Origin of the sequence: Candidatus Nitrosotalea sinensis, assembly GCF_900143675.1 — an archaeon.
In the GTDB taxonomy this organism is placed as follows: Archaea; Thermoproteota; Nitrososphaeria; order Nitrososphaerales; family Nitrosopumilaceae; genus Nitrosotalea; species Nitrosotalea sinensis.
In genome coordinates, this window is record NZ_FRFC01000003.1 from 408,419 (window position 1) to 434,040 (window position 25,622).

At 38.3% G+C, this 25,622-nt stretch carries 37 protein-coding genes and 2 tRNA genes; 20 read left to right on the forward strand and 19 right to left on the reverse strand.

What is annotated here, in order from left to right:
- Positions 1-92 precede the first annotated feature (92 nt).
- The 3 genes from NSIN_RS03940 to NSIN_RS03950 are packed head-to-tail and all read left to right on the forward strand — an operon-like array spanning position 93 to position 2,362.
- Complete coding sequence (locus NSIN_RS03940; RefSeq protein ID WP_101009484.1) at positions 93-1,544, forward strand: RtcB family protein; 1,452 nt, start codon at positions 93-95, stop codon at positions 1,542-1,544.
- The gene (locus tag NSIN_RS03945; protein ID WP_101009485.1) at positions 1,541-1,978 is read left to right on the forward strand and encodes a DNA-binding protein; all 438 of its coding nucleotides are present in this window, start codon (positions 1,541-1,543) and stop codon (positions 1,976-1,978) included. Before NSIN_RS03940 ends, NSIN_RS03945 begins: the two co-directional genes overlap by 4 nt.
- Positions 1,979-2,038: 60 nt before the next feature.
- Positions 2,039-2,362: a hypothetical protein gene (locus tag NSIN_RS03950; RefSeq protein WP_101009486.1), complete on the forward strand. Its 324-nt coding sequence runs from the start codon at positions 2,039-2,041 to the stop codon at positions 2,360-2,362.
- Here the strand turns inward: NSIN_RS03950 and NSIN_RS03955 are convergent.
- Complete coding sequence (locus NSIN_RS03955; RefSeq protein WP_101009487.1) at positions 2,359-2,763, reverse strand: 30S ribosomal protein S11; 405 nt, start codon at positions 2,761-2,763, stop codon at positions 2,359-2,361. The genes NSIN_RS03950 and NSIN_RS03955 overlap by 4 nt on opposite strands.
- 486 nt (positions 2,764-3,249) lie before the next feature.
- On the opposite strand from NSIN_RS03955, the gene NSIN_RS03960 reads away from it, so the two are divergent.
- Positions 3,250-4,203 carry a hypothetical protein gene (locus NSIN_RS03960; protein ID WP_101009489.1) on the forward strand — a complete coding sequence of 318 codons (954 nt, stop codon included), beginning with the start codon at positions 3,250-3,252 and terminating at the stop codon, positions 4,201-4,203.
- A 49-nt stretch (positions 4,204-4,252) separates the two neighbouring features.
- On the opposite strand, the gene thiL is transcribed toward NSIN_RS03960, so the two are convergent.
- Positions 4,253-5,212: a thiamine-phosphate kinase gene (gene thiL, locus NSIN_RS03965; RefSeq protein WP_101009490.1), complete on the reverse strand. Its 960-nt coding sequence runs from the start codon at positions 5,210-5,212 to the stop codon at positions 4,253-4,255.
- A complete protein-coding gene (locus NSIN_RS03970; RefSeq protein WP_101009491.1) occupies positions 5,196-6,491 on the reverse strand; it encodes a phosphomannomutase in 1,296 nt (431 codons plus the stop codon). Before NSIN_RS03970 ends, thiL begins: the two co-directional genes overlap by 17 nt.
- Before the next feature lie 53 nt (positions 6,492-6,544).
- Between NSIN_RS03970 and NSIN_RS03975 the strand changes: the two genes are divergently transcribed.
- A tRNA-Thr gene (locus NSIN_RS03975) sits at positions 6,545-6,618 on the forward strand.
- Positions 6,619-6,722: 104 nt separating this feature from the next.
- Here the strand turns inward: NSIN_RS03975 and NSIN_RS03980 are convergent.
- Positions 6,723-7,193, reverse strand: a complete 471-nt coding sequence (locus NSIN_RS03980) for an SRPBCC family protein (protein ID WP_101009492.1) — start codon at positions 7,191-7,193, stop codon at positions 6,723-6,725.
- A gap of 104 nt (positions 7,194-7,297) precedes the next feature.
- Between NSIN_RS03980 and NSIN_RS03985 the strand changes: the two genes are divergently transcribed.
- Positions 7,298-7,828, forward strand: coding sequence for a hypothetical protein (locus NSIN_RS03985; RefSeq protein ID WP_101009493.1), 531 nt, complete (start codon positions 7,298-7,300; stop codon positions 7,826-7,828).
- Between the two features lie 68 nt (positions 7,829-7,896).
- Positions 7,897-8,199: a hypothetical protein gene (locus NSIN_RS03990; RefSeq protein WP_101009494.1), complete on the forward strand. Its 303-nt coding sequence runs from the start codon at positions 7,897-7,899 to the stop codon at positions 8,197-8,199.
- Between the two features lie 38 nt (positions 8,200-8,237).
- On the opposite strand, the gene NSIN_RS03995 is transcribed toward NSIN_RS03990, so the two are convergent.
- From NSIN_RS03995 to NSIN_RS09710, 3 genes are read right to left on the reverse strand one after another with little or no spacing between them, the layout of a single operon-like run.
- Positions 8,238-9,020, reverse strand: coding sequence for an ABC transporter permease (locus tag NSIN_RS03995; RefSeq protein WP_101009495.1), 783 nt, complete (start codon positions 9,018-9,020; stop codon positions 8,238-8,240).
- Positions 8,998-9,408, reverse strand: coding sequence for an ATP-binding protein DrrA1-3 family domain-containing protein (locus NSIN_RS09705; protein WP_320410668.1), 411 nt, complete (start codon positions 9,406-9,408; stop codon positions 8,998-9,000). Before NSIN_RS09705 ends, NSIN_RS03995 begins: the two co-directional genes overlap by 23 nt.
- A complete protein-coding gene (locus NSIN_RS09710) occupies positions 9,399-9,956 on the reverse strand; it encodes an ATP-binding cassette domain-containing protein (protein ID WP_320410669.1) in 558 nt (185 codons plus the stop codon). The genes NSIN_RS09705 and NSIN_RS09710 overlap by 10 nt, the downstream gene beginning before the upstream one ends.
- 120 nt (positions 9,957-10,076) lie before the next feature.
- Between NSIN_RS09710 and NSIN_RS04005 the strand changes: the two genes are divergently transcribed.
- Complete coding sequence (locus NSIN_RS04005; RefSeq protein WP_101009496.1) at positions 10,077-10,508, forward strand: universal stress protein; 432 nt, start codon at positions 10,077-10,079, stop codon at positions 10,506-10,508.
- Positions 10,509-10,891: 383 nt separating this feature from the next.
- Here the strand turns inward: NSIN_RS04005 and NSIN_RS04010 are convergent, their stop codons facing one another.
- Positions 10,892-11,152, reverse strand: coding sequence for a winged helix-turn-helix domain-containing protein (locus NSIN_RS04010; RefSeq protein ID WP_101010042.1), 261 nt, complete (start codon positions 11,150-11,152; stop codon positions 10,892-10,894).
- Positions 11,153-11,300: 148 nt separating this feature from the next.
- On the opposite strand from NSIN_RS04010, the gene NSIN_RS04015 reads away from it, so the two are divergent.
- Entirely contained in the window at positions 11,301-11,858 is a 558-nt protein-coding gene (locus NSIN_RS04015) for a YkgJ family cysteine cluster protein (RefSeq protein ID WP_101009497.1), read from the forward strand.
- On the opposite strand, the gene NSIN_RS09420 is transcribed toward NSIN_RS04015, so the two are convergent.
- Positions 11,850-12,014 carry a hypothetical protein gene (locus NSIN_RS09420; protein WP_165775235.1) on the reverse strand — a complete coding sequence of 55 codons (165 nt, stop codon included), beginning with the start codon at positions 12,012-12,014 and terminating at the stop codon, positions 11,850-11,852. The two genes, NSIN_RS04015 and NSIN_RS09420, sit on opposite strands and share 9 nt — an antisense overlap.
- Before the next feature lie 169 nt (positions 12,015-12,183).
- Complete coding sequence (locus tag NSIN_RS04020) at positions 12,184-13,938, reverse strand: AIPR family protein (RefSeq protein ID WP_101009498.1); 1,755 nt, start codon at positions 13,936-13,938, stop codon at positions 12,184-12,186.
- A 72-nt stretch (positions 13,939-14,010) separates the two neighbouring features.
- Between NSIN_RS04020 and NSIN_RS04025 the strand changes: the two genes are divergently transcribed.
- Positions 14,011-14,367, forward strand: a complete 357-nt coding sequence (locus NSIN_RS04025; RefSeq protein WP_101009499.1) for a hypothetical protein — start codon at positions 14,011-14,013, stop codon at positions 14,365-14,367.
- A gap of 12 nt (positions 14,368-14,379) precedes the next feature.
- Here the strand turns inward: NSIN_RS04025 and NSIN_RS04030 are convergent.
- Together NSIN_RS04030 and NSIN_RS04035 are read right to left on the reverse strand one after the other, a co-directional pair.
- Positions 14,380-14,451 (reverse strand) — tRNA-Cys (locus tag NSIN_RS04030).
- Between the two features lie 43 nt (positions 14,452-14,494).
- On the reverse strand, positions 14,495-14,716 hold the full coding sequence (locus tag NSIN_RS04035) for a histone family protein (RefSeq protein WP_101009500.1): 222 nt from the start codon (positions 14,714-14,716) through the stop codon (positions 14,495-14,497).
- 99 nt (positions 14,717-14,815) lie between these two features.
- Between NSIN_RS04035 and NSIN_RS04040 the strand changes: the two genes are divergently transcribed.
- From NSIN_RS04040 to cgi121, 3 genes are read left to right on the forward strand one after another with little or no spacing between them, the layout of a single operon-like run.
- Complete coding sequence (locus tag NSIN_RS04040) at positions 14,816-15,571, forward strand: TatD family hydrolase (protein WP_101010044.1); 756 nt, start codon at positions 14,816-14,818, stop codon at positions 15,569-15,571.
- A gap of 31 nt (positions 15,572-15,602) precedes the next feature.
- Entirely contained in the window at positions 15,603-15,860 is a 258-nt protein-coding gene (locus tag NSIN_RS04045; RefSeq protein WP_101009501.1) for a 30S ribosomal protein S17e, read from the forward strand.
- 27 nt (positions 15,861-15,887) lie between these two features.
- The gene (gene cgi121, locus NSIN_RS04050) at positions 15,888-16,664 is read left to right on the forward strand and encodes a KEOPS complex subunit Cgi121 (protein ID WP_101009502.1); all 777 of its coding nucleotides are present in this window, start codon (positions 15,888-15,890) and stop codon (positions 16,662-16,664) included.
- Here the strand turns inward: cgi121 and NSIN_RS04055 are convergent.
- The 5 genes from NSIN_RS04055 to NSIN_RS04080 all read right to left on the reverse strand — a co-directional run bounded on the left by NSIN_RS04055 (position 16,653) and on the right by NSIN_RS04080 (position 19,309).
- Positions 16,653-17,174, reverse strand: a complete 522-nt coding sequence (locus NSIN_RS04055; RefSeq protein WP_101009503.1) for a THUMP domain-containing protein — start codon at positions 17,172-17,174, stop codon at positions 16,653-16,655. The genes cgi121 and NSIN_RS04055 overlap by 12 nt on opposite strands.
- Positions 17,171-17,761, reverse strand: coding sequence for an L-threonylcarbamoyladenylate synthase (locus NSIN_RS04060; protein ID WP_101009504.1), 591 nt, complete (start codon positions 17,759-17,761; stop codon positions 17,171-17,173). Before NSIN_RS04060 ends, NSIN_RS04055 begins: the two co-directional genes overlap by 4 nt.
- A 359-nt stretch (positions 17,762-18,120) precedes the next feature.
- Entirely contained in the window at positions 18,121-18,411 is a 291-nt protein-coding gene (locus NSIN_RS04070; protein ID WP_449289575.1) for a winged helix-turn-helix domain-containing protein, read from the reverse strand.
- Complete coding sequence (locus NSIN_RS04075; protein WP_101009506.1) at positions 18,395-19,033, reverse strand: hypothetical protein; 639 nt, start codon at positions 19,031-19,033, stop codon at positions 18,395-18,397. The genes NSIN_RS04070 and NSIN_RS04075 overlap by 17 nt, the downstream gene beginning before the upstream one ends.
- 51 nt (positions 19,034-19,084) lie before the next feature.
- A complete protein-coding gene (locus NSIN_RS04080; RefSeq protein ID WP_245871896.1) occupies positions 19,085-19,309 on the reverse strand; it encodes a hypothetical protein in 225 nt (74 codons plus the stop codon).
- 91 nt (positions 19,310-19,400) lie between these two features.
- Here NSIN_RS04080 and NSIN_RS04085 point away from each other — a divergent pair, with 91 nt between their 5' ends.
- Positions 19,401-20,885, forward strand: a complete 1,485-nt coding sequence (locus NSIN_RS04085; protein ID WP_101009507.1) for a porin PorA family protein — start codon at positions 19,401-19,403, stop codon at positions 20,883-20,885.
- Positions 20,886-20,956: 71 nt separating this feature from the next.
- Positions 20,957-21,235, forward strand: a complete 279-nt coding sequence (locus tag NSIN_RS04090) for a Fe(2+)-trafficking protein (RefSeq protein WP_101009508.1) — start codon at positions 20,957-20,959, stop codon at positions 21,233-21,235.
- On the opposite strand, the gene NSIN_RS04095 is transcribed toward NSIN_RS04090, so the two are convergent.
- Positions 21,232-21,690 carry a hypothetical protein gene (locus NSIN_RS04095; protein ID WP_101009509.1) on the reverse strand — a complete coding sequence of 153 codons (459 nt, stop codon included), beginning with the start codon at positions 21,688-21,690 and terminating at the stop codon, positions 21,232-21,234. The two genes, NSIN_RS04090 and NSIN_RS04095, sit on opposite strands and share 4 nt — an antisense overlap.
- A gap of 195 nt (positions 21,691-21,885) precedes the next feature.
- Here NSIN_RS04095 and NSIN_RS04100 point away from each other — a divergent pair, with 195 nt between their 5' ends.
- From NSIN_RS04100 to pyrF, 5 genes are all read left to right on the forward strand, one after another.
- Positions 21,886-22,410 (forward strand): hypothetical protein, encoded by a 525-nt coding sequence (locus tag NSIN_RS04100; RefSeq protein ID WP_133124049.1) that lies wholly within the window; start codon positions 21,886-21,888, stop codon positions 22,408-22,410.
- 63 nt (positions 22,411-22,473) lie between these two features.
- The gene (locus NSIN_RS09425; protein ID WP_165775236.1) at positions 22,474-22,635 is read left to right on the forward strand and encodes a hypothetical protein; all 162 of its coding nucleotides are present in this window, start codon (positions 22,474-22,476) and stop codon (positions 22,633-22,635) included.
- Between the two features lie 103 nt (positions 22,636-22,738).
- Positions 22,739-23,740, forward strand: a complete 1,002-nt coding sequence (locus tag NSIN_RS04105; RefSeq protein ID WP_101009511.1) for an adenylosuccinate synthetase — start codon at positions 22,739-22,741, stop codon at positions 23,738-23,740.
- Between the two features lie 55 nt (positions 23,741-23,795).
- Positions 23,796-24,449: a hypothetical protein gene (locus NSIN_RS04110; RefSeq protein ID WP_101009512.1), complete on the forward strand. Its 654-nt coding sequence runs from the start codon at positions 23,796-23,798 to the stop codon at positions 24,447-24,449.
- A complete protein-coding gene (gene pyrF, locus NSIN_RS04115; protein ID WP_101009513.1) occupies positions 24,446-25,192 on the forward strand; it encodes an orotidine-5'-phosphate decarboxylase in 747 nt (248 codons plus the stop codon). Before NSIN_RS04110 ends, pyrF begins: the two co-directional genes overlap by 4 nt.
- Here pyrF and NSIN_RS04120 read toward each other — a convergent pair.
- Positions 25,187-25,591: a bis(5'-nucleosyl)-tetraphosphatase gene (locus NSIN_RS04120; RefSeq protein WP_101009514.1), complete on the reverse strand. Its 405-nt coding sequence runs from the start codon at positions 25,589-25,591 to the stop codon at positions 25,187-25,189. The two genes, pyrF and NSIN_RS04120, sit on opposite strands and share 6 nt — an antisense overlap.
- Between the last annotated feature and the right edge of the window lie 31 nt (positions 25,592-25,622).

Consider the following 25,622-nt stretch of genomic DNA (forward strand, 5'->3'; position numbering starts at 1 on the left):
TGTATCGCCATACTACAAAATTGATTAAATGACTTGAATTTCGTATACTCATGATTTAAATTGTGTAAAAATGACTTTTTTCGCAGAACAAAATGTCATCGCTAATTCCAAAGAAAATACGTGAGATGGAGTATAGGATTGAGGCAGATCCATCAAAGGGAATGAAAGTTCCTGTAACAATTTACGCTGATGAAAAATTATTACAAAAGATGTTGACTGACAGGACAATCCAGCAGGCAGTAAATGTATCCACCATACCTGGCGTTCTAAAGCACGTGGTAGTATTACCGGACGGACATGAGGGATATGGCTTTCCTGTAGGTGGAGTTGCAGCAATGGATGCAGAAAAGGGAATGATAAGTCCTGGTGGAGTAGGTTATGATATCAACTGTGGTGTGAGGCTAATCAAGACAAATCTCTTGGAAAAAGATGTAAGGCCAAAATTGAAGGACCTTGTAACAGAATTATTTACTTCTATCCCTTCAGGTGTTGGCTCAAAGGGAGCGGTAAAGCTTAGCTCATCTGATCTTGATGAGGTTCTCGTTAAAGGAGTACAGTGGGCAGTTAGCCATGGATATGGATCACAAGATGATGCAGATGTATGTGAAGAAAACGGACAGATAAAAAATGCAGACCCATCAAAGATATCTCCTACTGCGCGAAAAAGAGGTGCACCACAGCTAGGAAGCCTTGGGTCTGGAAATCACTTTCTTGAGATACAAAGAGTTGATCAAATCCATGACAAGGAAGCAGCAAAAAAGATGGGAATATTGCATGAAGGACAAATTACAGTATTGATTCATTGCGGTTCAAGGGGATTTGGTCATCAAGTATGTAGTGATTATCTTAGAGTGTCTGAACAGGCATTGCCAAAGTATAACATCAATCTTGTAGATAGAGAACTTGCATGTGTTCCAAATTCTTCTGATGAGGGCGAGTCATACAGAAAAGCAATGTTTGCAGCTCTTAATTATGCATGGAGCAATAGACAGATGATTACACACTGGACAAGAAAGGCATTTGAGAGAGTCTTCAAGCAGACCGAGTCTGATCTTGACATGAAACTAATCTATGATGTTGCACACAATATTGCCAAAGTTGAGAAGCACAAAATTGACGGTGAGCTACGCTCTGTTGTAGTACATCGAAAAGGTGCAACAAGGGCATTCCCACAGGGACGTGATGAAATTCCAAGAAAATACCGTGACATTGGTCAGCCTGTCTTTATACCTGGTTCAATGGGAACTGGAAGCTGGATTCTTTTGGGAAAACCAAACTCGATGGACCTTAGCTTTGGATCTACTGCACATGGTGCAGGAAGAATGATGTCACGTTCTGCTGCAAGACGCGGATTTACTGAAAATCAAGTACAAAAGACACTAAGCGATAGGGGCATATTCATTAAAGCACTCACGCGTGAAGGTGTAGTTGAGGAGACTCCTGAAGCTTACAAGGATGTTGATGCTGTGGCAAATGTATCTCACGAACTAGGAATAGCTACCAAGGTGGCTAAACTTGTTCCAATTGGGGTAATCAAGGGTTGACAGAAGAGGACAAGGAACTAGAACTACTCAAGGCAAAAAGGATGCTTGAGATGCAAAAAAACATCTCACAAAGACAACGAATTGAGGATGTCAAACCTGTATCTGCACCACAAGTATCAGCAAGAGATGTTGTGTTAAAGCAACTTGGATACAGGGGAGAAGAAGTATTGCAAAATGCCGAGGCTCAGTTTCCAAATGAGACTCGCGTTGTAGTTGAAAAACTTGCAGAGCTTATCAAAGGTGGAGATATTGCAGAAATTATTGATGGGGGAAAATTACTTGCACTGTTTCGCTCTGTTGGCATAAGAGTGAGAATGAATACTACAATCAGTGTAGAGCAGGATGGAAAGATGGTCTCTTGGTCTGACAAGCTAAAAGGTGATAGTAAATCCTTGTCCGAGTCTTCAAGTGAAGAGATACCTGATGTGTCATAATATTACTAAAAGTATCTTACCAAACTCTTATTATTTGTGATATGATTCTGTTTTTTGTTTATGCACGGAAGACCGACCATACTTGAAATTGCAACTACAAAATACGATGTTGATAGACCTATTGTCCAGGCTGTCATGGAAGAGATACAGACAGCATGTGGAATCAATGAAGGTTTTCTGATAAGCAACCCGATGGAAAGATTTGGTTGGGCCTTTTTCAAGGTCTTGATAAAAATGGAATTGCTCTCCGGCATGGAACTAAAGTTTGGTGATCAAATTGCAAAAACCAAGGGAAAGAAAATTGAAGAAAAATTTATAAAATTTATGATAAATTTCTTTGAAAGTAAAGATGCTAGAGTTAAAGTAAAACTTGTAGACGCCTAGACTCTTCTTCCTCTTTTACCACCCTTCTTTCTAGTGGTATCATGAGGGATTGGTGTTACATCATCAATTCTTCCAATCTTGAATCCGCCTCTTGCTAGTGCTCTAATTGCTGCTTGTGCGCCAGGACCTGGTACACGTGAGCCTACACCGCCTACTGCTCTTACTCGTATGTGAAGACCAGTAAAGCCCTTGTCATGTGCTGCCTCTACAACTGCTGCAGTTGATTTCATTGCAGCATATGGAGATGACTCGTATCTGTCTGCGTTAACATGTCGTCCACCGGAACTAATTGCCACAGTCTCTGCACCTGAAACATCGGTGATGTGTACTATGGTATTGTTAAAACTACTGAAGATGTGGGCAATACCCCATTTCTCCTTAGCTTCTTGTGTAGACAACATTTGAAGACTCTATAACGGGTTTAAAAAACATTTGTTAAAAGGCTAGGTTCGGGTTTGGAAATGGTAGAAGAATGTTAAGTCGGGAATCTACGCCAGTTTTTTAAAGTTTCATGATTAGTTTCAAATTGTGAACAAAAAACTGATTCTTGCCATTTTAATTCCATCTGCGATTTCTTTTATTCCATTATTTTTCATCACACGAGATTATATGAGTTATTTATATTGGATGAATCATGACACGAGTCATTGGAGTTGTAATGGACACACCCTTTGTTCGTCTTCCCTAAATACTGGGTTAATGTGCAAAAAAGCCTATGAAAATCATAATTATGCATCTTTCCATGATTTGTGTACGATACGTGGCTTTAATGCGGATGATAATGGAGAAGTTTACTTTACTAGTATCGGAATAAGCATAATTCCTGTTATAGTCGCAGTGGTACTGCTGTATGTTGTATATCTAAAACAGAAAACAGCTATTAGAAAATGAAAACTCCGCATCTTACAATAATCACGGGAATAGGAATCAGCGTAATTATAGTTGCAACAGTTTTGATATTCTTTTCCCCATCGAATGTAACTACTCGACAAAATTTAATCCCGCCATCACAGATTAACCCATCAGTTATCACACTCACGGTCTACGGCTTGAATGATACATACCTTGTCGGACAGAGAATCAATTTTAACATAAACACTACATCAACAGAGTGCTCAAGACCGCATGTAATATTGACTAGTGAAAATGGTAGTACTATATGGACTAACAGACCAGATGTGATGTTTTGTGATATTATCTCCAGTTCATGGCCTGCTTCATGGCATTGGAGATTAGATAATGGAGATCTTGGAGTTTTACGAGTAAATCAGACTGGAACATATAAAATGATAATATCATTTTTTGGAAAGACAATAGAAAGAGAATTTTCTGTCATCTCTTCTAGTAATCTCGATTGTCATGGAAAGGGTGTCTCGAAAAATCAAGATGGCTCATTAGTGGTACTCTTAATGAATCCAAATTCTACTGCAACTATATGCACTACTTATCAGTTTGATTCTAGCTGGGGTTCGTATCAGAACAAAGCAATCTATAAGGGAGGAATGGCGCATTTTGGATTTAGTCTTGGACCAAAATTTAATGTCACTGCAATCCCAAGTTTGCTCAATATAACCAACGCATCAAAAGGCGATACCTTTTCGGTCATGTACAAAATTTCTTCTGCTACCGATTCAAAGGGAATCTATGATTATTCTATTCCTTGGGATACTTGTGAACAATATCCTTTAGCCGTAGACTATGATGTATCTAAATTGAAAAAATCTGATTTTCCTTTAGAAGTGCTTTTGACAAGGCCTTGTTTCAACGTTATTTTTCATGTTACTTCAAATACCATCGTATCTGGTATGAATTTCACAGAAGTGATTGTAAAGGGACAATAAGTTCGACTAAACAAGTTTAGACCACTGGATTGCAGTTGACTAAAAAACATTAGGATCTAAGATGTGTCCAGCCGCATCTCTTGATCTTGCTAGTTTTACCGTTCTCTGAAAATATCGTTCCGTTCCCAGGTTTTACATGGCCTATCTCATATATGGGTGTGCCAGTTTTTTTTGCAATCTTTCTCACTTTTGATAGGTCTTCTGGATGAACAGTTGATACAATTTCATATTCTTCTCCTCCACAAAATACCAGTCTGTGAAGACTAGACTTGTTTTGTAGTGCAAACTTGGTTACTTGACTAGTTGTTGGCAAATTTGTGATGACAAATCTCTTTTTGCTTTGTCTACTCATGTCATCAAGTGTTATTGATAATCCATCGCTAGAGTCCATGGATGATGAAAAATATTTTGCAGCCTCAAGCCCAAAATCTAATCTGGGTCTTGGTCTAAACACTGCATCCTTGAATTTTTTGATACTGCTAGAATCAGACTTGTAACCTTGGAGGACAATTTTGAGTCCTGATGATGCATATCCAAATGGGCCTGATGTAATTATGATGTCTCTTGTCTTTGCACCTGACCTTGATGGTATCTTTTTGTTGGCTGCGCCAAACATGGAGACCTCTATTATGATCTCTCTTGCTTGATTTGTGTCTCCTCCGATTATCTTAAAACCAAATTCTTTTGCTGCTTTTTGAAATCCTTTTGCCAATTGGGATGTCTCTTTTTTTGTAAACCCATGTGGTATTCCAAGTGCGATTGTTGCAAACCTAGGTCTTATTCCCTTGCAGGCCAAGTCACTTACACATGAAACAATGCTTTTTCTTGCAATTTGATCAAGTTTCATCCCTTGAGGAACATCGGTACTCTGCACAAGCATGTCTGATTTTACAACAAATCTGCCCTGTCCAATTTTTACTATCTCAATGTCGTCTGCTTGAAAGTGTCTTTTTTTCCCAAATGAACCCTGGAATATCTTGATTATTTCTGTCTCATCTGGATTCTTCATAACTCTGCCTGACCATCTTGGATGTTTGTTTTTCTATCTGTCTTGCCTTGTCTAGGTTGTTTGATTCTGCTGAAACTCTGATTATATGCTCTGTGTTTGACTGTCTGACCAAGACCCAACTGTCATCATCTATTATGGATTTTATTCCGTCAATTGTTATTATTTGGCTTGATTGTTTTTTCATTTTTTTCAAAAATGTCTCCAATGTCTTTTTGTGTAATTTAGAATCGACATTCACCTTGGTCCTCACCTGATGATATCCTTCCATAAAGTTGTTAATTTCATTGAATTGTCTTGTACCGGCCATTGATGCAATAAGGCCGCTTGTAAGAATTCCGTCTCGACACATGTTAAATTCTGGCAGAATAAATCCTGCACTGCTTCCTTCTCCTCCTGCCTGAGATCTTGTCTTTAACATCATGTCTACCACATTTGCCTCTCCGACTTTTGATCTGCTGACATTGCCGCCTTCATTTTTGATAAATTTCTCAATTGCAACACTTGTGTCTATGCTTAGAACAAATTTTTTGTAACCCTTCTCAAGTGCACCTGCAACACCCAAGCCAAGTGTAACATCTGGAGACTGTTTCTTGCCGTCTTTTACCACAACTAGTCTATCTCCATCAAGATCAAATGCAAACCCTAGTCCTGTCTTTGATGCATGTACTAGTGATGTTAATCTGTCACTTGTTGGGTCTGGGCCTCTTGTAGATTTGCCTGGCGTGCCGTTGATTATACTTGTTCTACATCCTAATTTCTTCAAAAGCTTGGGTGCGACATCAAATGCTGCACCTCCGCCTACATCGATTGTTATCTTGGGAGACCCCTTTACATTTCCAATTACCTTTGATGCCTCCTCAATATACCTAGAATCTACGACCGTCTCTTTTCCTATGCCGTTGTTCTCAAATTTATCCTGCCTTGTAAGGTATTCAAGTTCTGATTCGTTTATGCCTCTTCCATCTATGATGAACTTGAGACCATTCCATTCCAAGGGGTTGTGGGAAGATGTGATGATAAGACCGCTCCCATACTTTCTTGCTTCTCTGAATATTACGGGAGTTGGAGATACGCCAATATCGTAAACATCAATTCCTCTTTCCAAAAGCGAGGCAACTGCAACATTTGTAACTATCTGGCTTGATGGCCTTGTATCTCTTCCAACGATGCACTTTTTTGACTTGACAAGACGTGAAAAATTTTTACAATAAAACATTACATCTTCCAGATTGAGGTCAGTTCCAAAAATTCCTCGAACTCCGGAGATTGATACTTTCAATGATCGCAAAGCACAAAGGCTTTTTATAAACTCTGATTACATTGCGAACCACTGCCTCGATAGCTCAGCCTGGTAGAGCGAACGCCTCGTAAGCGTTAGGCCGCGGGATCGAATCCCGCTCGAGGCTTGATTTGAATTTAATATTTGTAAAATCTGGTACGGGAATAAATCATATCTTCAAGATAACCATGTTTTTTCAATTTTTATCACAAACAAAATAAAAAGTTGGGCCTAGCCACGTATGAGGTCGGCCCAAGATTTTCTTTCTACCATTGGGATGCTGTGCGGTCTTCCCTCTGCGGTTTCTTTTATCAAGTCTGCTGCATATTCTGCTTCCATCTGGAGTTCTTCTTTGATTCTCCCTGAAAACAGGCCTGCAGGTCCACTGATTTTATAGTCCATGCTGATTTCAAGCAGGGTGGTATTTCCCATGGCATTCAAAATAATGTCTCTTGTTCCCTTTATCATGCCATGAGTCCAAAGTACGTGAACTCTGTCATTTGGTACAAGGGTTATCTTTTGAAGACACTTGTCTACCTTGCCTATCACAGATTCGCGAACTATCTCATTTTCTTTCTTTGAGATATTTCTAATTCTCTTGGTTAGGGTCCAAAACTTGGGATCATCGTCAGTCTTTGAAATAATTCCGTAGACTTTTTCCAATGGTGCGCCAATTTGCACCCATATTTTGATTTCTACCATGTCTTTTCTTTAGTGAATCTGTGATAAATTATCTGAGTATACAATGTAAGACGGAGAAGGTTTCTTGCTGATTTTCTTAAATATTTAATAATCACATATCTTTTGTGGAATCTGAAGCCAGGAAAAAAACTGCTACTATTACGTTTAGATTTGATGTAGACTTGATAAACAAACTACAAAGAGAAGCCAAGAATCATCAGGTAAATACCAATACTCTTGCTACCCAAGCACTACGTAGATTTCTAGAATGGGATATCTTCCAGCCTCGAATAGGACTTGTCAGTCTTAACAAGTCTGTGTTTACAAAGATCTTTGATAACCTAAGCGAAAAAAAAGTAATTGAGATTGCACTAATTGGAAAAGACGAAATGCGTGACATTGCCATGTTCATGAAAGGTGAAACTGATATTCTCTCGTTTATGTCGTGGTTTGAGATGCAGATGGTAAACTCCTCTGTTCAGGTAAGTCACATGTCTGATGATGGAACGCACACTTTTGTCATGAAGCATGATCTTGGAAAGAACTGGTCATTATACAATAAAACAATCTTGGAGCAAATATTCCAGGATATATTCAAGCAAAAAATTGATGTCAAGTATGACAAGAACATGTTTGCATTACGGTTCTCTAAATGACACCTATGTCTTACCTTGTCTTACATTGAGTACCCAGTCATTATATCTTTGAGCGACTACATTAAATCATGAACAAATCAAGTGTAAACTCGAACCAAACAAAGAATCTGCAACCAGTCTTTGCAGTTGGAGTGATGCTTGCAATCGTAGTTCTAATGATGACTATGGTATGGCCCGTATGGAATTTGTTCCCACAATATGTAACTGAGAATGTAAAACTTGTCTCAGTGGATTCAAGTGGCTGTTGGGCAGATACGCAAGACAACTATCTGGTAAAGCTTGTAAACTCTTGTAGTGGACAGCCAGGCCAGCACATCATGGGAACCTATGATGTAAAGGTAAAGCAACGAATGCATACATTTCTTCCATAAATATTTGGAAAACTTGTGTTTCCAAATACCTTGATTTTTTAGATTGCCTTCATTCTCTTAAATGACCAAGTTCCAAGCATGCCAAGGACAATTGTATATGCAATCAATATTGACATGTCAAGGCCAAGAGGCCTATTGCCAATTCCTAAGATGATATTTCTCATAGCATCAACACTGTATGTTGCAGGATCGATTGTAGTAAGGATGGACAGCCAGGGAGGAATCTTGTCAAGCGGAAACAAGGCCCCACTAAGGAAAAAGAGCGGGAATACTACGAAACTTACAATCATTTGAAATCCTTCAAGACTTGACATGTAGCTTCCTATTGCAAGTCCAAGCGATGTCAATGCAAATGCTAAAAGCAAAATCACTGCAATGGTTTCAATAAATCCAAGTGGGGTAAAGTGCACTCCAATTGCTAATCCTACTGCCAAAAGAATTCCGGTTTGAATCAGTGAGGTTGTCATGCCTCCAAGTACTTTTCCTGTAAAGATGCTTCCCCTTGAAACTGGTGCTACCATGACGCTTTTTAGAAAATCAAATTTTCTGTCCCATATTATGTAAGAGCCAAAAAATACTGCAGAAAATATTACTGACATGCAGAGTATTCCTGGGAATAGGAATTGCTGGTATTCAATAGATGAGGTGGCAGTCAAGGAGACAGAAGAGCCAAAACCGTTCCCAATTACAAATAGCCAAAGAAGTGGTGTAAAGGTAGATGCAACAAGTCTGCTTTTTTCACGCAAAAAGACCTTGAATTCTCTTAGCCATAAGGCATAGAGTCTTCCACAGTATGTTCTAATTTCTATTGTATTGGGCATATCTTTCCATGAAACCTCCTTCTGCTTGTTGTTCTTTGATTGATCTTCCAGTTAATTTGAGAAAAACATCATTTAATGTGGGACTGGAATATTCCACGTATTCTGCTTCTACTATCTTTAAAATTTCAGGTATATTCTTCTTGGCATCGTCTACTTGCAATATTATTTGATTATCTTTAGATTCTATCTTGCGAACAAATTCAAGATTTTGCAATCTTGATGTATCGACATGTTTTTTTGTTTGCAGTTTGATGATATCGCCACTTAGTTGTGATTTAAGCTCAGACGGAGTACCTAGTGCAATTATTTTTCCCTTGTCTATTATGCCAATTCTGTTGCATAAAAGATCTGCCTCTTCCATGTAATGTGTAGTCAAGATTATTGACATTTCTTTTTCTTTAACGAGTTTTTGGATGTATTCCCCATTGTTTCTCTGCTTGATGGGTCAAGGCCCAACGTTGGCTCGTCAAGGAAAAGAACTTTGGGATTGTGAATGAGTCCTCTTGCAATTTCCAGTCTCCTGCGCATACCTCCGGAATATTTCTTGACCTGATCATTTTTTCTTTCAGTAAGGCCTACCAGCTCCAAGGCATCACTGATTCTTTTTTCTCTAATATCTGGAGAAATGCCGTAAAGATACGCATGTATCTTTAGGTTCTCATAACCTGTTAACAAGTCGTCACTGCTTGGAACTTGAAATACTATTCCTATGCTTGCTCTGACTTTGGATGACTCTTTTGTTATGTCGAAGCCGTTTACTATTGCATTTCCTGAAGTTGGCTTGAGAAGTGTGGCAAGCATGTGAATCAAAGTGGTCTTACCGGCACCATTTGGCCCTAGCAGGCCAAAGATCTCGTTGTCCTGTATCTCCAAAGTTAGATTATCAACGGCAGTTAATTTTTCGTAAATCTTGGATAATTTGTTAATCTTGATCAAGTGTACCTTGTCCTTGTTATGACTGCCATATTATGCTTAGATTATGCCTATTTGATGTCATAATTTTCAGATGTGAAATTAAGATCTAATTTTAAATAAATAGGATGCAATTTACCATTGATGAAAGTAAAAACAATTCTTGTTCCACTTGACGGCTCTGAAAATTCACTAAAATCATTGAAATACGCGCTTGATTTGGCATCTCAGCTAGGCGCAGAAGTTGTTAGTTTACACGTAGTCACAGACATGAGTCTGTTTACAGCGGTTCACCCAATTGTGATTGCTGAAAACAAATGGCCTGCATATGTAAGGGATCTAGTAAAAGATGCGCAAAAGATTGCAAGCAAGAGCAAGGTAGGTTATCATGAGATAGTGATTGGCGGCAAATCTGCTGGATATGATATAGTTACTTTTGCAAACAGCAAGAGTAACTCTATAGATGTGGTAGTAATTGGGCATAGGGGTCTTGGCTATCCAAAAGAAGTAATTCCTGGAAGTACTACCAACTTTATCATACACAAGTCCAAGGTTCCTGTACTGTTGGTTGCCTAGGATTAGATTTGATTTGTATCTGTTTTAGTTGTTGATCTGGTTACTGTGTGTTGCGTTGCTAGTCCAGGATGATGATATGATATGCAAAATGTTTGAAAATTAAATTTACGTAAAATGTTCTAATTGTTGGTCGGTCTAGTCTTTTCTTTCATCAGGAGATTCAATATCAAATTCAAGTTCTTTGGCAAGTCCTTTCCACCATGTTAATCTCTCTTCCAATGCTACTCCCCTTTTGATACATTAAACTACGCCTTTATAGATCTGTCGGTTCTCTGATCATTGACTAATTTTTCAAACCTGATCGTGTTTTGTTATTTTGATGTGATCAAGAAAAATATCATTTAGAAAATAAAATTCTAAAATAATGAAAAAAGAGAGTTGGCTTAGAGATCTAGGCCAAAAGAGTCTGCAAGACTCTGGAATCTCTCATATGTTTCCAGATATTGCTTACCTTTTGTAGTTATGACAAATGTGTTCTTGCCGTCAAATTCTATTCTGTTCATTAGGCCAGCACCAGTTAGGTTGTCTATGAACTTGGATAGTCTTGAATGTGATAAGTTTGCCTTGGTTAGAAGTGATGTTACGTTAATGCCGTTCATTCCGCTTTCTTCTGTCACAGTAAGCAAATCTCTTACTATTTGCATGCTTGTTCTATATGCTACCATTGTTGTCACAAAGTATATCAACTGGTGATATAAGGGTATTACTCCTTTATCTTGCTTGGAAAATACGTCAAGCGATCTTTTCTTTGGTATGAGAGGAGATTTATCCCTTTTTCACGTGTAGGAAACATTGGATTTTGCTTGTGTAAAAGAATGCTCCAAGTGTTGCATTGAGCGGGAGTACTATCCGTCTGTAGAGTTTGGCAAGATAGGGGTGCTACTCTTACCTGAGGAGAAAAAACAGATAGAGTCTATTGCGGAAGAAAATGACATCAAGGTTACCATTCTGCCAAGAATCGGGGTTTCAGATGATATTTCAGGACCAAAGACAGTACTTGCATACCAACTCATGGGCACAGATGCTGATGGAAATACATGTCCATTTCTTGATGTGACATCTGAGAAGAGATCTCCACATGGTGGATACACTTGCAAGATATACGACACTAGACCCCTTGCCTGTAGGGCATATCCTGTAATCCAGTCATCTCCAATCACACTGGATCCAAAATGCAAGTTTTGTCAGGATTGCGGGACTCCATCTGGAAATGTTGATTCTGAGCTTGAATCGCTAGTCAAGATACAGAAAAAGATGGAAACAGGTGCTAAATGCATCTGGAGGTATGCAACAGGAATTGGCGAGTCTAAAGACAAAGATCTGATTAAAACTGGTTGGTATCTAGTTTGACTTGTTTACCCTTTCATGGGTGCCTGGATAATGTTCTGCAATCTTTTTTGAGTAACATTTGCTGCACAACAAACCGCTCATGTTCCATGACTCCATTGGTACATAGACATGATCAAGAGGGCCTTTGCAAAGAGTACATTGTTGTGCTTCTACCATGTATGTAAAACTCGATCAACTTCGTTATAAAAATCATATTCGTTAAAACCATTCCAATAAAACGTATGTTAAATACTGGTAGAATATAGGATAAAAACAGCGGTAGGTAGATGGCTAATGTGGACCTCCTGCAAGAGAACCTATAGTCATCTTCTGCCGCAAATAATTTCTAAAAAAGATCGTGCACTAGTTTTTGGATACTGGTTATCTCTTCTTCCTCTTGCTTTATCTTCTTCTCAATTACACGAACCATTGAATCCTGCCACACATGATGAGAAAAGAAATTGTGGTATGTGTTTGCAGCAGTCATCTCATCATCTACAACCGTATCCTCAAGGAATTTGGTTACAATCGTGTCTGTCAATTTGAGGATACGTTGGTTAAGCTTGACACTCTTGAATATTGGCTCTAATTTTGCAATATCTTCTTTAAAGTCGTCTTTTGTATGAAGTATTTTTTCATGGAGGATCTTAAAGTATACTGCAACAAAGAACAATGTGGCGTATCTTTTTGTTTTGTGTCCTCCCTTCTTTCCATAGTTGATTCCTTTTTTTGCATATTCTTTGATTAGATATGGATACAGTAAAAGCCTAAAATCATCTCTTAGCTTTTCATCAAAGACCTCATCATACTTGCTTCCTCTTGGAAGAAATTGGGCAGGAGAGCTGTACGCCTCAGTAGGTCTTTGTTCTATTCCTGCAATAAATGCCTGTATTGCATCTTTTGCAACAACAATTTTTTTGTGATTATCTGGGAGATACTTGTTGTAAATTGGGTCTCCGACAAACTCACTTTGGTGCGACTTTTCTTTTGTGTCAAATGAGCCTGCTTGGATTTCGTAAAAATAATGAATGTTCTCCATTTGTGATTTTATGGATTTGTGAAAGTCCATCAAAGATACGAGATCTTTTCCTCTTACTGCGTTCTGCGAGTTTCTATACTTTGTAATGTTGTTCTGATCAAGCTCGTCTGCAGCCTTGATGATTGTAACTGTGATGCTTCCTTCTAGATTGTGAGTACGCCTTGCGTGGTCAAGTACGGAATTTGATGTCTGTGCACCGTTGACTATTTGCGGAGAATGCAAAACTATGGAATTGTCTTCCTGCTCTTCAAAATCACTTACTACGATGGTTATTCCGTTGTTATAGTAAAAGAACTTGTGTGGAACCTCTTGAAGCGTCTCTCGTAATCCCTTGTTTACTGTGGTCTTGAATTGCATCCATTGTCTTATGTTTGACTCAAAGACGTATTCTTTGTTCTTTGTCACAAAGTTTGTCAGCTCTCGTAGTTTTAAAATTCCAAGTAGCGTATCTTGATATCGCAATTTTGTTTCAAGTTTTATTGATGCTCTTTTTCCTGCTGCAGGTTTTTTTATCCTGTCCCAAAGCTTTTGCACTATGACATCGATATCATAAATCTCAATGGAATCAAAAAATTCCTCTTCTACGTTCTGGTCGGTAACATAGATGCATTCTATCTTGAGGTTTTTCTCTTGAATCTTTGTTACAAGTTGTGCAAGCTCAGGGCGCATCTTTGCGATGTCTTTTTCCTGCAATCTCCTGACATCTTCCTTGAATTTTGCTATTGCTTCAATGGAATGTGAAGTTCCATATTTTGACTGGAATAGGTATATCTTGTTCTCTGAAAAATCCACCGGAAGATATGCGTCAATACCCAGATCGTTTGCACCATCTATTATCGCGTCAGTTGCATCGTCCTCTGTTGCTTCAAAGACACGCGTAAGCACCCATTGCAAAAAGTTGTGTCCTTTCTCAACTTCGTTTTGTGCACTCTCTGCATACTCTTTGATGCTGTCTTTTACATTCTGTGCAAATCCATCAAGCGGTTGGGTGGAATTGTAATTATATGAAACAGGTTTTGCACCTGGAATGTATTCTAGTAAACCACTGCTTCTTTCAGCCAAATTCAAACTGTCTAGAAACCACTCTATTTAGAAAAGTAGGTTATTATGATATAATCTCGGACTGGATTTAGATTGTCTGGAACTATTAGAATAGAAAACAAAAATCTTGTTTTTGAAATGCATGGAATTGACATTATACTGGCAATAAGAAAAAGCATCACAATTCCTCTAGAACATGTACTCTCAGTATCCACTGATCGCATCTCATGGAAGCCTTTTGAGCAGATAAAAGTTGCAGGAACCTCACTTCCTGGAGTAATCAAGGATGGCATGTTTCTTTCAAGTGATGGCCTATTGTTTTTTGAAATGCATAATCCTGACAAGTGCATAACAGTATCATTGAAAAACGAAAAGTACAAGAAAATAATCTTTGAGGTAGATGACAAGGAGTCTATAGCAAAGACTATTCGTGATGCCTTGTCTAATTAAATAAAATATCAGAGGTGAGGAAGGGATTTGAACCCCTATAGATTCGCTTTGCAGGCGAACGCATAGCCGCTCTGCCACCTCACCGCAATCAAAAATGGTCTTTATCTGAACAATTAAATCTTTTAGATTAGAATTTTGAAAACTGTTTTGCAGCCAATCTGATGTCTTCTGACTTGATTGTTTTTCTGCCAGCATGGGTAGACATTTCTACTGCATTTTTTGCAATTGCAATGCCTATCTCTTCAAGTATTCTTCTAAGTTCGTTGGCAGACTCGTCACTTACTCTTTCAGCTCCTGCTTTTTTCAATATTCTGTACATTACAGACAGACCAAACTCCGATGTTGTCATGGAGTAAATTCCAAAAACCCTTGATAAAAGACTTTGAGTGGAAAAAAACTATGCAAGGATCGATTTATACACACTATTTGACGGTCAGATATGTACCAGATGGCCTGGCTTACTGATGCTCACATTCACTTGTCTGATCCTGAATATTCCGGAGATATGGAGTACATTATTACTGCAATGGACAAGATGAAAATGCGAGCATGTTGTGTCTCCATGGATAATTCTAGCTCCCTGTCTACTCTTGAGCTTGGTAAACGCAGCCCCCTAGTTTTGCCATTTATTGGAATACATCCGGAAAAGGCAGATGATGATCTTGATGCAATGATATCTCTTGTAACTAAAAACTCTGACAAGATATCAGGAATTGGAGAGATTGGACTTGACAAGACCTATGTCTCAGACGAGCAAGGGTTTGCAAGACAGGTCAAAGTATTCCAAGAGCTTCTTTTGCTTGCAGAAAAGCTTGGCAAACCTGTATCTATACACTCAAGAAAAACACTTGATGAAATATTTTCAATACTATCGTCTTATTCAATACCTGGAGTGTTGCTTCATTGGTTTTCTGGTAGCAAGAAACAATTGCAACAAGCAATGGATCTTGGATGCTTTGTGTCATACGGTCCTGCAATGGTGTATTCGCAAGACAAGCAAGTGCTTCTTTTGCAAACAAGTCCTGACAAAATTTTGTTGGAGACAGACGGGCCTGTAAGGTTTTCAAGATGTTTTGGGTTCAAGAGTGCCCAGATAACATTTCTTCCAAGTGTTCTTTTTTGTGCGGCTAATCTTCTTGGCAAGTCATATGACGAAATGTTGCATGCAATTGAGAAGAATATGAACTCATATCTTGGTGTATAGGTATAAAAAACCCCTTTTGCCAATCAGGTCTGTGAATAGAATCAGACGAATTTCGACAGAACTTATGTCTACTTATAAAGGAAAATTTGATACTGATTTTGAACACAATAAAAAAATCCTAAACGAGGTTGCAGTTGTACGATCTAAAGGTCTAAAGAATGAGATTGCAGGATACATCACTTCTTATCTCAGAAGAGAGCTTGAGGAAAAAGAAGCAAAAGAGGAAATTGTTGCTCAAGATGAAACAGTAGATGATACTGAAGAGATTGAAGAACAGATACTCAACTAGACCTGGCACTGTATACATTTTGATACAATGATAACAGTCAAGCTATTGGGAGGAGCAAGAAAATCCTTCTCTGCTGATAAGTTGGAAATTTCAAATCCTGGTACCATATCTGGACTTGTTGATGACATTCAAAACCTAATTCCTCAGAATTTGCCAAAACTTGACCCTGACAATATCTTGGTGGCAGTAAATGGTGTAGATTCATCAGCATTGCAGGGAAAAGATACCGTGCTCCAAGATGGAGATGTCATAACTATAATACCGCTTGTACATGGGGGCGCATCAAAAAGAATTCATCTTGATGTATCTGGAACTGGTGTAGAACTTGTACGAATTGGCGAGATGCAAGACCCTGTGGAATTTCTTGATTTGATGAGGAAAAAATATCCCAGCATACTGGTGCAGGGAATTGATGCCGGATACATCTTGGGTATAGGACATGTAAAAAAAATTCTTGCCATTTCGCTTGCTGCAAAAAAGGCAAGAACATTACTTTCCAATAAAGTTGAGACTGATATACTAATGAGGTTTGCATGCACAAGGCAGATTAGCGATGCAATCTCAAAGGTCGGGGTAAAACCTGGACATGATTTTATCTTGCTAATCCTTGGAAGAAAATCGCTTGTTACAAAATTATTCCATGAAATTGAGGACAATCTAGAGTCTGGAATATTTGAAAAAAATAATGCGAAACTAGTACAAAAAGAATTTGGTATAACGCAAAAGGCAATTGATTGTGTTATCTCAAAGACACCTCTTGAAGATCTTCTTGCAGAAAAGGCAGCAGCTACTCTATTCCATTGAATCTCGTTTGAGCTTTAGCGTACTTACTATGTCTTCTTCTTTTAGTATGGACACACCTACAATTCCGCCCATTATCTGAATCATAACATTCCAGTCATAGAATTCCAAGGAAACCTTGTTTGGGATTGTGTTTGCAATTGCGGTAATGAGATCCTTTGAGGAGATGTCTGAGCCTCGCTTTTCAATTGTTATTCTGTATGTCTCGGTATCCTTGATTATCTTAGTTTGGTTCTTTACTGCATTTACAATCTCTTCTATGGTAGATGATGTGGTTTGTGCAAGTGGGATGAATCTGTGACAATATCTCATTCTCCATGGCTCGTCAAGAATAATCTTCTTGATCTCCTGTATGACTGTAAAAGGGTCTATCTTGGTATCTATCCAAATTATTCCTGAAAAACTTGATTTACCTATTCTTGGGGACTGGTCTCCAAGTTCTGATATTATTTCTGAGATTTCATCACATGCTTCTTCTTCAAGATGCCTGCTACATGTTGCAATTAGATTCATACCAACGACTCTGATTTTATCTTGCCCTGCCTTACTATTTTTAATTCATTACCTATAACTTCAACTATTGTGGATTCACAAGAGTCTTCTATCTTTCCTCCATCTAGTAGAACATCGTATCCAGTAAACTTGGCTGCCAGTTCCTTTGAATCGCCAAATGATGGTTGTCCTGAAAAGTTTGCACTAGTTCCTGTTACAAGTCTGCACTTTTGCAATAACTTGCGCATGCATAGATGGCCTGGAACTCGTACTGCAACCTTGTCTTGAAGATCAAGTGCTTTTGCAATCTTTTTGTCTTTTATCTGGAGTATCAAGGTAAGTGGTCCTGGCCAGAACTTGTCTGCCATCTCTTCTGATCTTTTATCCAAGACTGCAATCTCTTTGATATCTTCCTTGGAATATGCTAGAATGGGGAGTTGCTTTACCTTGTCTCGTCCTTTTATTTGGTATATTTTTTTTACAGCATCTTCATTGCGTGGATCACATCCTATGCCGTATACTGTATCTGTAGGAAATACAATGACTCCGCCATTTTGTATTTTTTTTACAACCTCTTCTATTGATTGGTCATTGCAGGGCAAAATCACAATCTTTGTGGGTCTTTGCTTGTAAATTATCTCTTTTTGTTGAAAATAATATAAGATTGGATGACGTAATATGGTACTATGGATGAAATACTACAATGCCAATGTCCTCCAGGCGGGGAAACATATGAGGATGAAGATGGAATGCAGATCTGCATTTCATGTGGCGGATGGGTAAATCCAAACTAGGCTTGGCAATCGTATGACATTTGGACTGTGTAAGTCTTTTATAGGAAAATATTTTGTGTGATTATTATGTCAGATGATTTTGAAAACGACTTTGAAGATGATTTTGATGAAGACTTTGACGACCCAGACGATGATATTGATGATGATTCTGAAGATATACCTGAAAGTGAGACCTAGATTCTCAATCCAAACGAGTCTGCAAATTCTCTAAATCCACGGTATGCTTGGAGAAACTCTCTACCTCTGTCACTGATTCTGTATTTACAAGCCCTGTCTGAACTTGATTGTTCCAACAATCCTTGTGATACAAGTGTCTCTAAAATTTTTGATAATCTTCCATATGACACGTTTGCCTTTCGTATTAGATATGTTACACTTGCACCTGTTTCGTCTGGAGACTCGTCTCTTGTAGTAGTGAGTATGTCTCCAATTATGCTCATGTGAGTCCTATATGTTACCGCCAATTTTCATACCTCCTCTCATTGGTACTTGCGATATTGGAACAAAGAGTGCACCCAGTCCAACTATCTTTGTTGATACTGAGACAAAATACAAGATTGATTTTGGAAATACAATCGAGTACCAGCCCAAAAACTCTCCTAATGCAAGTAATCCTAATCCTGTAGCTACGAAAAGAGCGCTCCTCTTTCTACTCTCCATATAGGACATTATTGTTTCAATTGTCCCATATACCAGTAGGATAAAAGAAATTGACCTTATAATATGCTCAATTGAATTTCCTGGAAGAATGAAAAGTGGTGCGGCAATTGACTTGAAGTATCTTGATTTTGGGAAAAATGACTTGATTCCATGAGAGAATGCTATGAAAAAGTATCCTACTGTCTGAATTCCTATTCCTAGTGTCTGTATCCATGTATCTATTGTAGTATACTTGAAGACCCATAATTCCATCAAATCTCCAAATCCTACAACTCCAAATCCTATTCCTATTGAAAAAAAGGCAATGTTTAGCCTAAAGAGAGTGGGACTGCCTGTATTTCTAAACCCAATGTATGAAAAAATTCCCAAAACAAGCCCGACTACAAAACCTAAAAGATTTAGCGCTGACTCAAATACAACTTCCAACTAGTTCTAGTCTATTCTGAAATTACATAAATCTTGCAGGTGGACTTTTTTCTACCAATCATCAAGAGTTCCGGATGTAGTGCCGCTTGTGTCAGTTGCATAGTCTCCCAATACATCAGAGTATCTAGCATCCTTGTATGCAATCATTTTGACATAATCCCCATATGATATGTCAAGGGAGCAATGTGAACACTTGACATATGAAAAATCGTCTCCAAGTTCTGCTATTTTTTCACACTTGGGGCACTTGATCTTCATGTCTGTATTTCTCTCCAAGACCTATTATCTCTTCTTGATGTACTCTGATAGAAATCATTCATGATTTTTGTAGCATACCTTAATAATCAAATAAATTTTTTTCAAATACATGTCATCACTCAAGGAATTTGCATTTTTGATAGCGTCTACAGCAGCCGTTATTGGTATATGGTTTACTGCCTATGTCCAAGAATCTGAAAAGCTAAACGGTGATTATCAACTATATCTTGAACAAAACGGAGAAGATCAAGTTGCAAATAGAATAGGTGGAGATTTATCGTCACCATTTTACCTTACCGAATCCCTGATTCAAAAAGTAACTGGCACTGATGGAAACTATGTAACAATATCGTCCATAGTTAGTGGAGTCAACCAAGATACTGGAAAAGAGATATTCCATTCTGAGCAGACATACCATGTTGATGCCTACAGTTTGACATACAAGGATGTGCCAAAAAAACAATTTGGTTTCAAGCCTGGTGTGCAAAAACAAAACTATGATTTTATTCATCCGATGGTCTTTGCAGACGTCCCACTTGTTTATCAAAACACTGACACAGTAAATGGCCTTGAGGTCTATGTATTCAATGCACAAACACACAATTTGGATATCACTGGAACGTCTCCTCTTTATCCGGGAGTTCAAATTCTGTCAAATAGTAACTCTACATTCTGGATAGAGCCTACTACTGGAGACTTGGTTAAATTTGAGAAAAGTTGGATAGACTATCAAGTACAAAACAACAAGACCATTGCAATCAATGAAAAAGGATGGAAAAAGACAACAACATATTCCTCATTCATATTATCAGAAGCCACCAAATCAAAGATCTCTGATTATTATTATAACACAAGAATAATGCCGATACTTCTTGGCTCACTTACAGTGGGAGTAAATGTCATCTTGATTCTTCGAAGCAAGCTTAGAAGATCTACTGAAACACTTGTGAAAAATGCCAAGCTTACTGCAATTGGAAACTTGTCTGCAAGAATATCTCATGACTTGAGAAATACCTTGACTGTTATCAAAGGTGAGGTATCAATAATGTCGATGGATGAGAACAAGGACGCCAAGACAAATGAAAGACTACAACGCCTTAACAGGGCCATTGATAAAATGGACAATCAAATTGGTGAAGTGCTAGACTTTGTAAGGGAAAAACCACTAAAAATTGAAGATATCTCATCAACCAAGCTGATTAATCGTGCACTTGAGGGAATGTATGTGCCTGAGGGAGTAAAAATAACAACTCCTGTACAAGATGTAAAGATGCGAGGAGATTATCTAAAATTAGAAACTGTCCTATCTAATGTTGTCATTAATGCAATCCAGGCAATTGGAAAAATAGGTCAGGTAATGATATCTGTTGAAGACAAGCCTGATGGTATAGTGATGAGCATAACAGACACTGGACCAGGGATACCTGAAAAACATCTCTCTAAAATATTCGAGCCTTTGTTTACGACAAAGCCTCTGGGAACAGGACTTGGACTTGCAAGCTGTGATGCTATCATCAAGAGTCATGGTGGAAAGATTTCTGTCACGAACAATCCTACTACATTTACCATCTGGCTCCCAAAAGACAGTAAATGATTTTCCTAGTGTGTCTGGCCTGCGTGTTAATCTCTTAAAGAATTAAATTGCTACTTCTGTCCCTTTCTTTCATGGCAAGAGCCTGCACAAAATGTAAAAAAGAGATACCTGATGGTGTCGAACTTGATCCGATGGCCTCTGTATATCCATGTTGCAATGAGTGTTGGGCAGAATGGAAGCAATATCGAATAATGGTCATGAATGAAATGAAACTTGACATGTCTCTACCGGATCACAGAAAAGTAGTCAAAAAATATGAAAAAGTGTTTGTAGGTGTAATGACTCCTGAAGGCGATGTTGTTAATTTTGCTGACGAGAGTAAAAGAAATCCAGAAAAGCCACCTAACTAGATACCAATCTCATTTTTTGCCATTTCAGGGATTATCAAGTAAATCTTCTTTCTTTCCTTTTCATCAAATGTACTGATGATTTTCTGGATTGTTGAAGAAATTGTTGCTCTCTGTTCTACAGAAAGTGACATGTAAATTCCAAAAATTCCATCCAGGTTAAACGAAATTAGTTTTTCTGGATGGTTGAGTATCTCACTTATGTAACTTGAAAACATGATTGTTCTTTGTTCTTCTGATAAACTACATAGAGTTTCAAGCCATGTCTTGAACAAGGTGGAAAATGTGTCAAATGGTATGGTTGGACCTGCCTGTAAAGCATTATTGATTATCTCCTTCTTGTCTTCTGAATTCATTGTAAAAAACTCTGACAGTCTCTTTTTCAGTATGGGTTTTCTTAGAAATTCTGGAAGGCTTGCAAGGTTTGCTATGATGTTTCCTGCATGATTTTTTGACATGAAATACTAGAACTTGATCTGCTCTAAAACCGTTTGCCAATGTATGCCATGTAATTTTTTTCAAATGATATACTACATGGCTTTTTCAATCTTTCTTCTCTTTGATTAGTATGACATGCCTGATATCATATGGTAACAAAGTTAACTAACAAAGTATCACAATTCTTTATTAGAAATCTACAGTTGTTATCTCCAATGAATCTGCAAAACCATAGAAACTATGGACTATTTGTTGTGCTTACTGCAATTTCCATGCTTGCCATCTCTGGCCTGTCTTCAGTATATGCAGATCCTAAATACAATCCTGGACCAAACGGGCAACCAGGATATTCTGGACCAAACGGACAGTCTGGATATCCTGGGTTCAATGGACAAAACGGTGGAAACTTTCAACACCATGGAATATTACACTCTGGAAATTTTACACAAAATATGAGATTCCAGCACTCTGGTAACTTTACTCGAATGGGGCATTTTCCTCCAAATGGTAACTTTCCACATATGGGACAATTTCCACATATGGGACAATTTCCACCTAATGGAAACTTTACCCGCATGGGTCAATTCCAGCACTTTGGAAACTATACACAAAACATGGGATACAAACACTATGGAAACTTTACATCTGTAAATCCTCCAAACCCACAAAACTCATCTGATACATCTCAACCATCGAGTGCTCCAATTCCATCGTGGGTCAAGACCAATGCAAAATTCTGATCTCAAGGACAACTGGGAGATTCTGATTTTGTAAATGGATTGCAATATCTTATCCAACACGGTATGATAAAAGTAGCAAAGACAACTGTCAACTCGACAGGATCGCAGCAGATACCAAAATGGGTACACAGCAGTGCTGATCTATGGAGCTCAAACCAGATATCTGATAATGACTTTCTTCAAAGTGTTCAGTATCTGATAAGCAGTGGTATCATCCACGTTTAGATCGGCATCTTCTTTTATTTTGTAATATAGGCACATGTTGTCTATTTTTTTATTTAGATGGTTAGATTTGGCTTAAATATCTCCGATTATGCTCACCTTGTGTATGCCTTGTACAGTAATTGTTGGAGGTTTTTACGGTGATGAAGGTAAAGGAAAGATTGTCTCATATCTTGCAATGAAGGATAATCCCACAGTAGCAGTCAGAGGTGGAGTGGGACCAAATGCAGGACACACAATTGAACTTGATAACAAAAAATACAAGGTTCGAATGCTGCCAAGTGCATTTCTAAATCCTGGTACACGTTTGCTAATAGGACCTGGAGTTGTAATAAGTCCCGAAGTACTCCTAAAAGAAATTAAAGAATTTGGAACTGATGATAGATCATTTGTAGACTTTCAATGTGGTGTAATTGAAGAATCACACAGAACAATAGATTCAGGTGGTAGGCTAAAACAATCAATAGGCAGTACAGGAACTGGTACTGGGCCTGCCAACGCTGACAGAGCAATGCGTACATTAAAGCTTGCAAAAGATGTCGAATCGCTTACTCTGTATCTTGATGATATACCAAACCAAGTAAACTTTGCACTAGATAGAAAAGAAAATGTCATAGTAGAGGGAACACAAGGAACATTTCTTTCATTATGGCATGGAACCTATCCATATGTTACATCAAAAGATGTCACAGCGTCTGCAATCTGTGCAGATGTAGGAATTGGACCAAAAAGTGTTGATGAAGTTCTTGTTGTGTTTAAATCGTTTGTAACTAGAGTTGGTGAAGGACCTCTCAAAAATGAGATCTCAACAGATCAGGCAACAGCAAAGGGTTGGCAAGAAGTAGGTACAGTTACAGGAAGACAGAGGAGAGCAGCAGAATTTGATTTTGAGCTTGCCAGAAGATCTATCATGCTAAACAGTGCAACACAGCTTGGCATAACGAAACTAGATGTTGTCTTTCCAGAGTGTGCTCACATGCAATCGTATGCAGACCTGAGCTCACCTGCCAAGTATTTCATCAAAAACATTGAAGATCAACTAAAGGTGCCAGTCACGTTGATTGGTACTGGACCTGATGTAAATGATGTCATTGATAGAAGACAATAGTGAAACAATAATCACAAACGACTACTTTTAATGTGGATAGTTTTTCACAAACATCATGGCAAAACTTCCGTTTTATATTGAAGTAAGCGACATGGCTGAATTTTCAAGAATGGTCTGTGCCTTGGAACGGGTTCCACGCACTACGTTTGCTTTTGAGCTTGATGGAAAAAACATAATATCTGTACAAATGGACCTTCTCAAGGAAAGGTCTGTTAATTATTACGTCAAGGCCGACAAAAATGGTCACTATTTATCATATGGATTCAAGAATGGAAAAGAAGACTTTGATGTTGTAAATACAGTATCAAACCCCATGTACATCTATTCGCCAGTAGTGCGAGTAAAGGCGCTTCCTGATACTCTAAAACCAGAGACTGCTCCTACTGAAATAACATACCAATCAATTGAGCTTGAAGATATGACAAGCCTGATAAAACTAAGTTATGGTTTTGAAGAATCTCCGTTTCCTCTATTTGCATTTCCTGATGGTAGCAAATGGAATGTTGGAGTATTCATGAACTTTAATGAATCTGATGAGACATCATACTTTTGCCATGTCAAACTTGATGTAGAGCCTACCAAGCCGTTTCTGAGATATTCAAGCAAGGATGGGGCAGAGCCAATCTTTGTAAGTACTGTAAATGATCATGGTTACTCGTATCTCAAAGTGATAAAACTCAAAGACAAGCATCCTCTAGTCAAGCCATGAGCAAGTTTAGAAAAAGAATGCATGATTCTTCTTCTAAAAGTCTGGTAATACTTGCAAATGATCTTGACACTACAAATCTTGCAACTCTAGAAAAGCATACTTTACAAAACATACAAAATCTCGGTAACTATCTATGTGCTGTGAAATTTAATTTTCATGTACTGCTGCCTCTTGGAGAAAAAAGTATCAAGAAAATAAACAAGACAGCACACGATATGGGGCTACAAACAATAGCAGACATCAAACTAAATGATATTGGCAATACAAACATGGTTACACTGCAAAGATTGTGGAGCAGTGGATTTGATGCAGTGATTGCAAATCCAATAATGGGACCTGAAAATCTGTCACAACTTGTCAAAAATGCACATGGGAATAATCGTGGTGTGATAACACTTGTACACATGAGTCATCCTGGTGCAAAACTTGGATATGGTTTACGTGTACAGGATCCAAACACTGGCAAGATGACAAGTGTACATGAGCTATTTCTGAAATGGTCATACTCTATGAATGTGGATGGAATTGTAGTTGGAGCTACAATTCCTGATTTGATACGTCAATCAAGCAAAAAAGCAAAAGGAAAATTTGAGATCTACTCTCCAGGGGTTGGCACACAGGGGGGTGACCCAACTGATGCACTTGATGCCGGTGCAAACTATCTCATAGTTGGAAGAACAATTCTTAATTCAAAAAACCCTAAACTTGAGGCACAAAGATTACGAGAAATAACCCTGTCATAGGTCCTTGACTTTTTTGAATACATTTTGGGCCGTCTTGTATGTCAGTTTTGCAAGAGCCTCATCAAAGCCAAGCCATGTGTAATCCTGATGTTCAAAAGATAGGGTAATCTTGTCTGTGTTTGTGGTTGCCAAGAAAAAGGCAACTTCCTTGTGTATCACTTGTCCATCTCTTTGATAATGATACTCTACCTTGTCCTCAAATCCGTCCACAAATGTAATGTCTGTTATGCCTGTCTCTTCTCTTGCTTCTCTTAGTACTGTCTCCCTTAGTGCCTCGCCCTTCTCTATGTTTCCCTTGACAAAATCCCAGTGACCTGAAGGGTAATTCAAAAGAAGATACATCTTTCCCTGTGGTGACTGGCGATAAATTATGGCACCTGCCGATCTTTCTTCTAACATTACAAAGGTAACTTGAGGGTGTCCAGTATTT

What these genes read in the sequence shown, in the direction of transcription:
- NSIN_RS04035 (WP_101009500.1), bottom strand. Translation starts at nt 14,716, where the DNA reads ATGACAACATCGGAGTTTGGTCTGTCTGTAATGTACAGAATATTGAAA.
- NSIN_RS04010 (WP_101010042.1), bottom strand. Translation starts at nt 11,152, where the DNA reads ATGCAAATAGTAAGAGATTTGCTTACTGTGACAGAAGAAAGCGGAATG.
- pyrF (WP_101009513.1), top strand. Translation starts at nt 24,446, where the DNA reads ATGAGCAAGTTTAGAAAAAGAATGCATGATTCTTCTTCTAAAAGTCTG.
- NSIN_RS09425 (WP_165775236.1), top strand. Translation starts at nt 22,474, where the DNA reads ATGATAAAAGTAGCAAAGACAACTGTCAACTCGACAGGATCGCAGCAG.
- NSIN_RS04040 (WP_101010044.1), top strand. Translation starts at nt 14,816, where the DNA reads ATGGCCTGGCTTACTGATGCTCACATTCACTTGTCTGATCCTGAATAT.
- NSIN_RS04095 (WP_101009509.1), bottom strand. Translation starts at nt 21,690, where the DNA reads ATGTCAAAAAATCATGCAGGAAACATCATAGCAAACCTTGCAAGCCTT.
- NSIN_RS03960 (WP_101009489.1), top strand. Translation starts at nt 3,250, where the DNA reads ATGAAAACTCCGCATCTTACAATAATCACGGGAATAGGAATCAGCGTA.
- NSIN_RS09420 (WP_165775235.1), bottom strand. Translation starts at nt 12,014, where the DNA reads ATGGTAGAAGCACAACAATGTACTCTTTGCAAAGGCCCTCTTGATCAT.
- NSIN_RS03955 (WP_101009487.1), bottom strand. Translation starts at nt 2,763, where the DNA reads ATGTTGTCTACACAAGAAGCTAAGGAGAAATGGGGTATTGCCCACATC.
- NSIN_RS04090 (WP_101009508.1), top strand. Translation starts at nt 20,957, where the DNA reads ATGGCAAGAGCCTGCACAAAATGTAAAAAAGAGATACCTGATGGTGTC.
- NSIN_RS03940 (WP_101009484.1), top strand. Translation starts at nt 93, where the DNA reads ATGTCATCGCTAATTCCAAAGAAAATACGTGAGATGGAGTATAGGATT.
- cgi121 (WP_101009502.1), top strand. Translation starts at nt 15,888, where the DNA reads ATGATAACAGTCAAGCTATTGGGAGGAGCAAGAAAATCCTTCTCTGCT.
- thiL (WP_101009490.1), bottom strand. Translation starts at nt 5,212, where the DNA reads ATGAAGAATCCAGATGAGACAGAAATAATCAAGATATTCCAGGGTTCA.
- NSIN_RS09705 (WP_320410668.1), bottom strand. Translation starts at nt 9,408, where the DNA reads ATGTCAATAATCTTGACTACACATTACATGGAAGAGGCAGATCTTTTA.
- NSIN_RS04120 (WP_101009514.1), bottom strand. Translation starts at nt 25,591, where the DNA reads ATGTTAGAAGAAAGATCGGCAGGTGCCATAATTTATCGCCAGTCACCA.
- NSIN_RS04100 (WP_133124049.1), top strand. Translation starts at nt 21,886, where the DNA reads ATGAATCTGCAAAACCATAGAAACTATGGACTATTTGTTGTGCTTACT.
- NSIN_RS03950 (WP_101009486.1), top strand. Translation starts at nt 2,039, where the DNA reads ATGCACGGAAGACCGACCATACTTGAAATTGCAACTACAAAATACGAT.
- NSIN_RS04110 (WP_101009512.1), top strand. Translation starts at nt 23,796, where the DNA reads ATGGCAAAACTTCCGTTTTATATTGAAGTAAGCGACATGGCTGAATTT.
- NSIN_RS04105 (WP_101009511.1), top strand. Translation starts at nt 22,739, where the DNA reads ATGCCTTGTACAGTAATTGTTGGAGGTTTTTACGGTGATGAAGGTAAA.
- NSIN_RS03980 (WP_101009492.1), bottom strand. Translation starts at nt 7,193, where the DNA reads ATGGTAGAAATCAAAATATGGGTGCAAATTGGCGCACCATTGGAAAAA.
- NSIN_RS04055 (WP_101009503.1), bottom strand. Translation starts at nt 17,174, where the DNA reads ATGAATCTAATTGCAACATGTAGCAGGCATCTTGAAGAAGAAGCATGT.
- NSIN_RS03995 (WP_101009495.1), bottom strand. Translation starts at nt 9,020, where the DNA reads ATGCCCAATACAATAGAAATTAGAACATACTGTGGAAGACTCTATGCC.
- NSIN_RS04005 (WP_101009496.1), top strand. Translation starts at nt 10,077, where the DNA reads ATGAAAGTAAAAACAATTCTTGTTCCACTTGACGGCTCTGAAAATTCA.
- NSIN_RS04085 (WP_101009507.1), top strand. Translation starts at nt 19,401, where the DNA reads ATGTCATCACTCAAGGAATTTGCATTTTTGATAGCGTCTACAGCAGCC.
- NSIN_RS03990 (WP_101009494.1), top strand. Translation starts at nt 7,897, where the DNA reads ATGAACAAATCAAGTGTAAACTCGAACCAAACAAAGAATCTGCAACCA.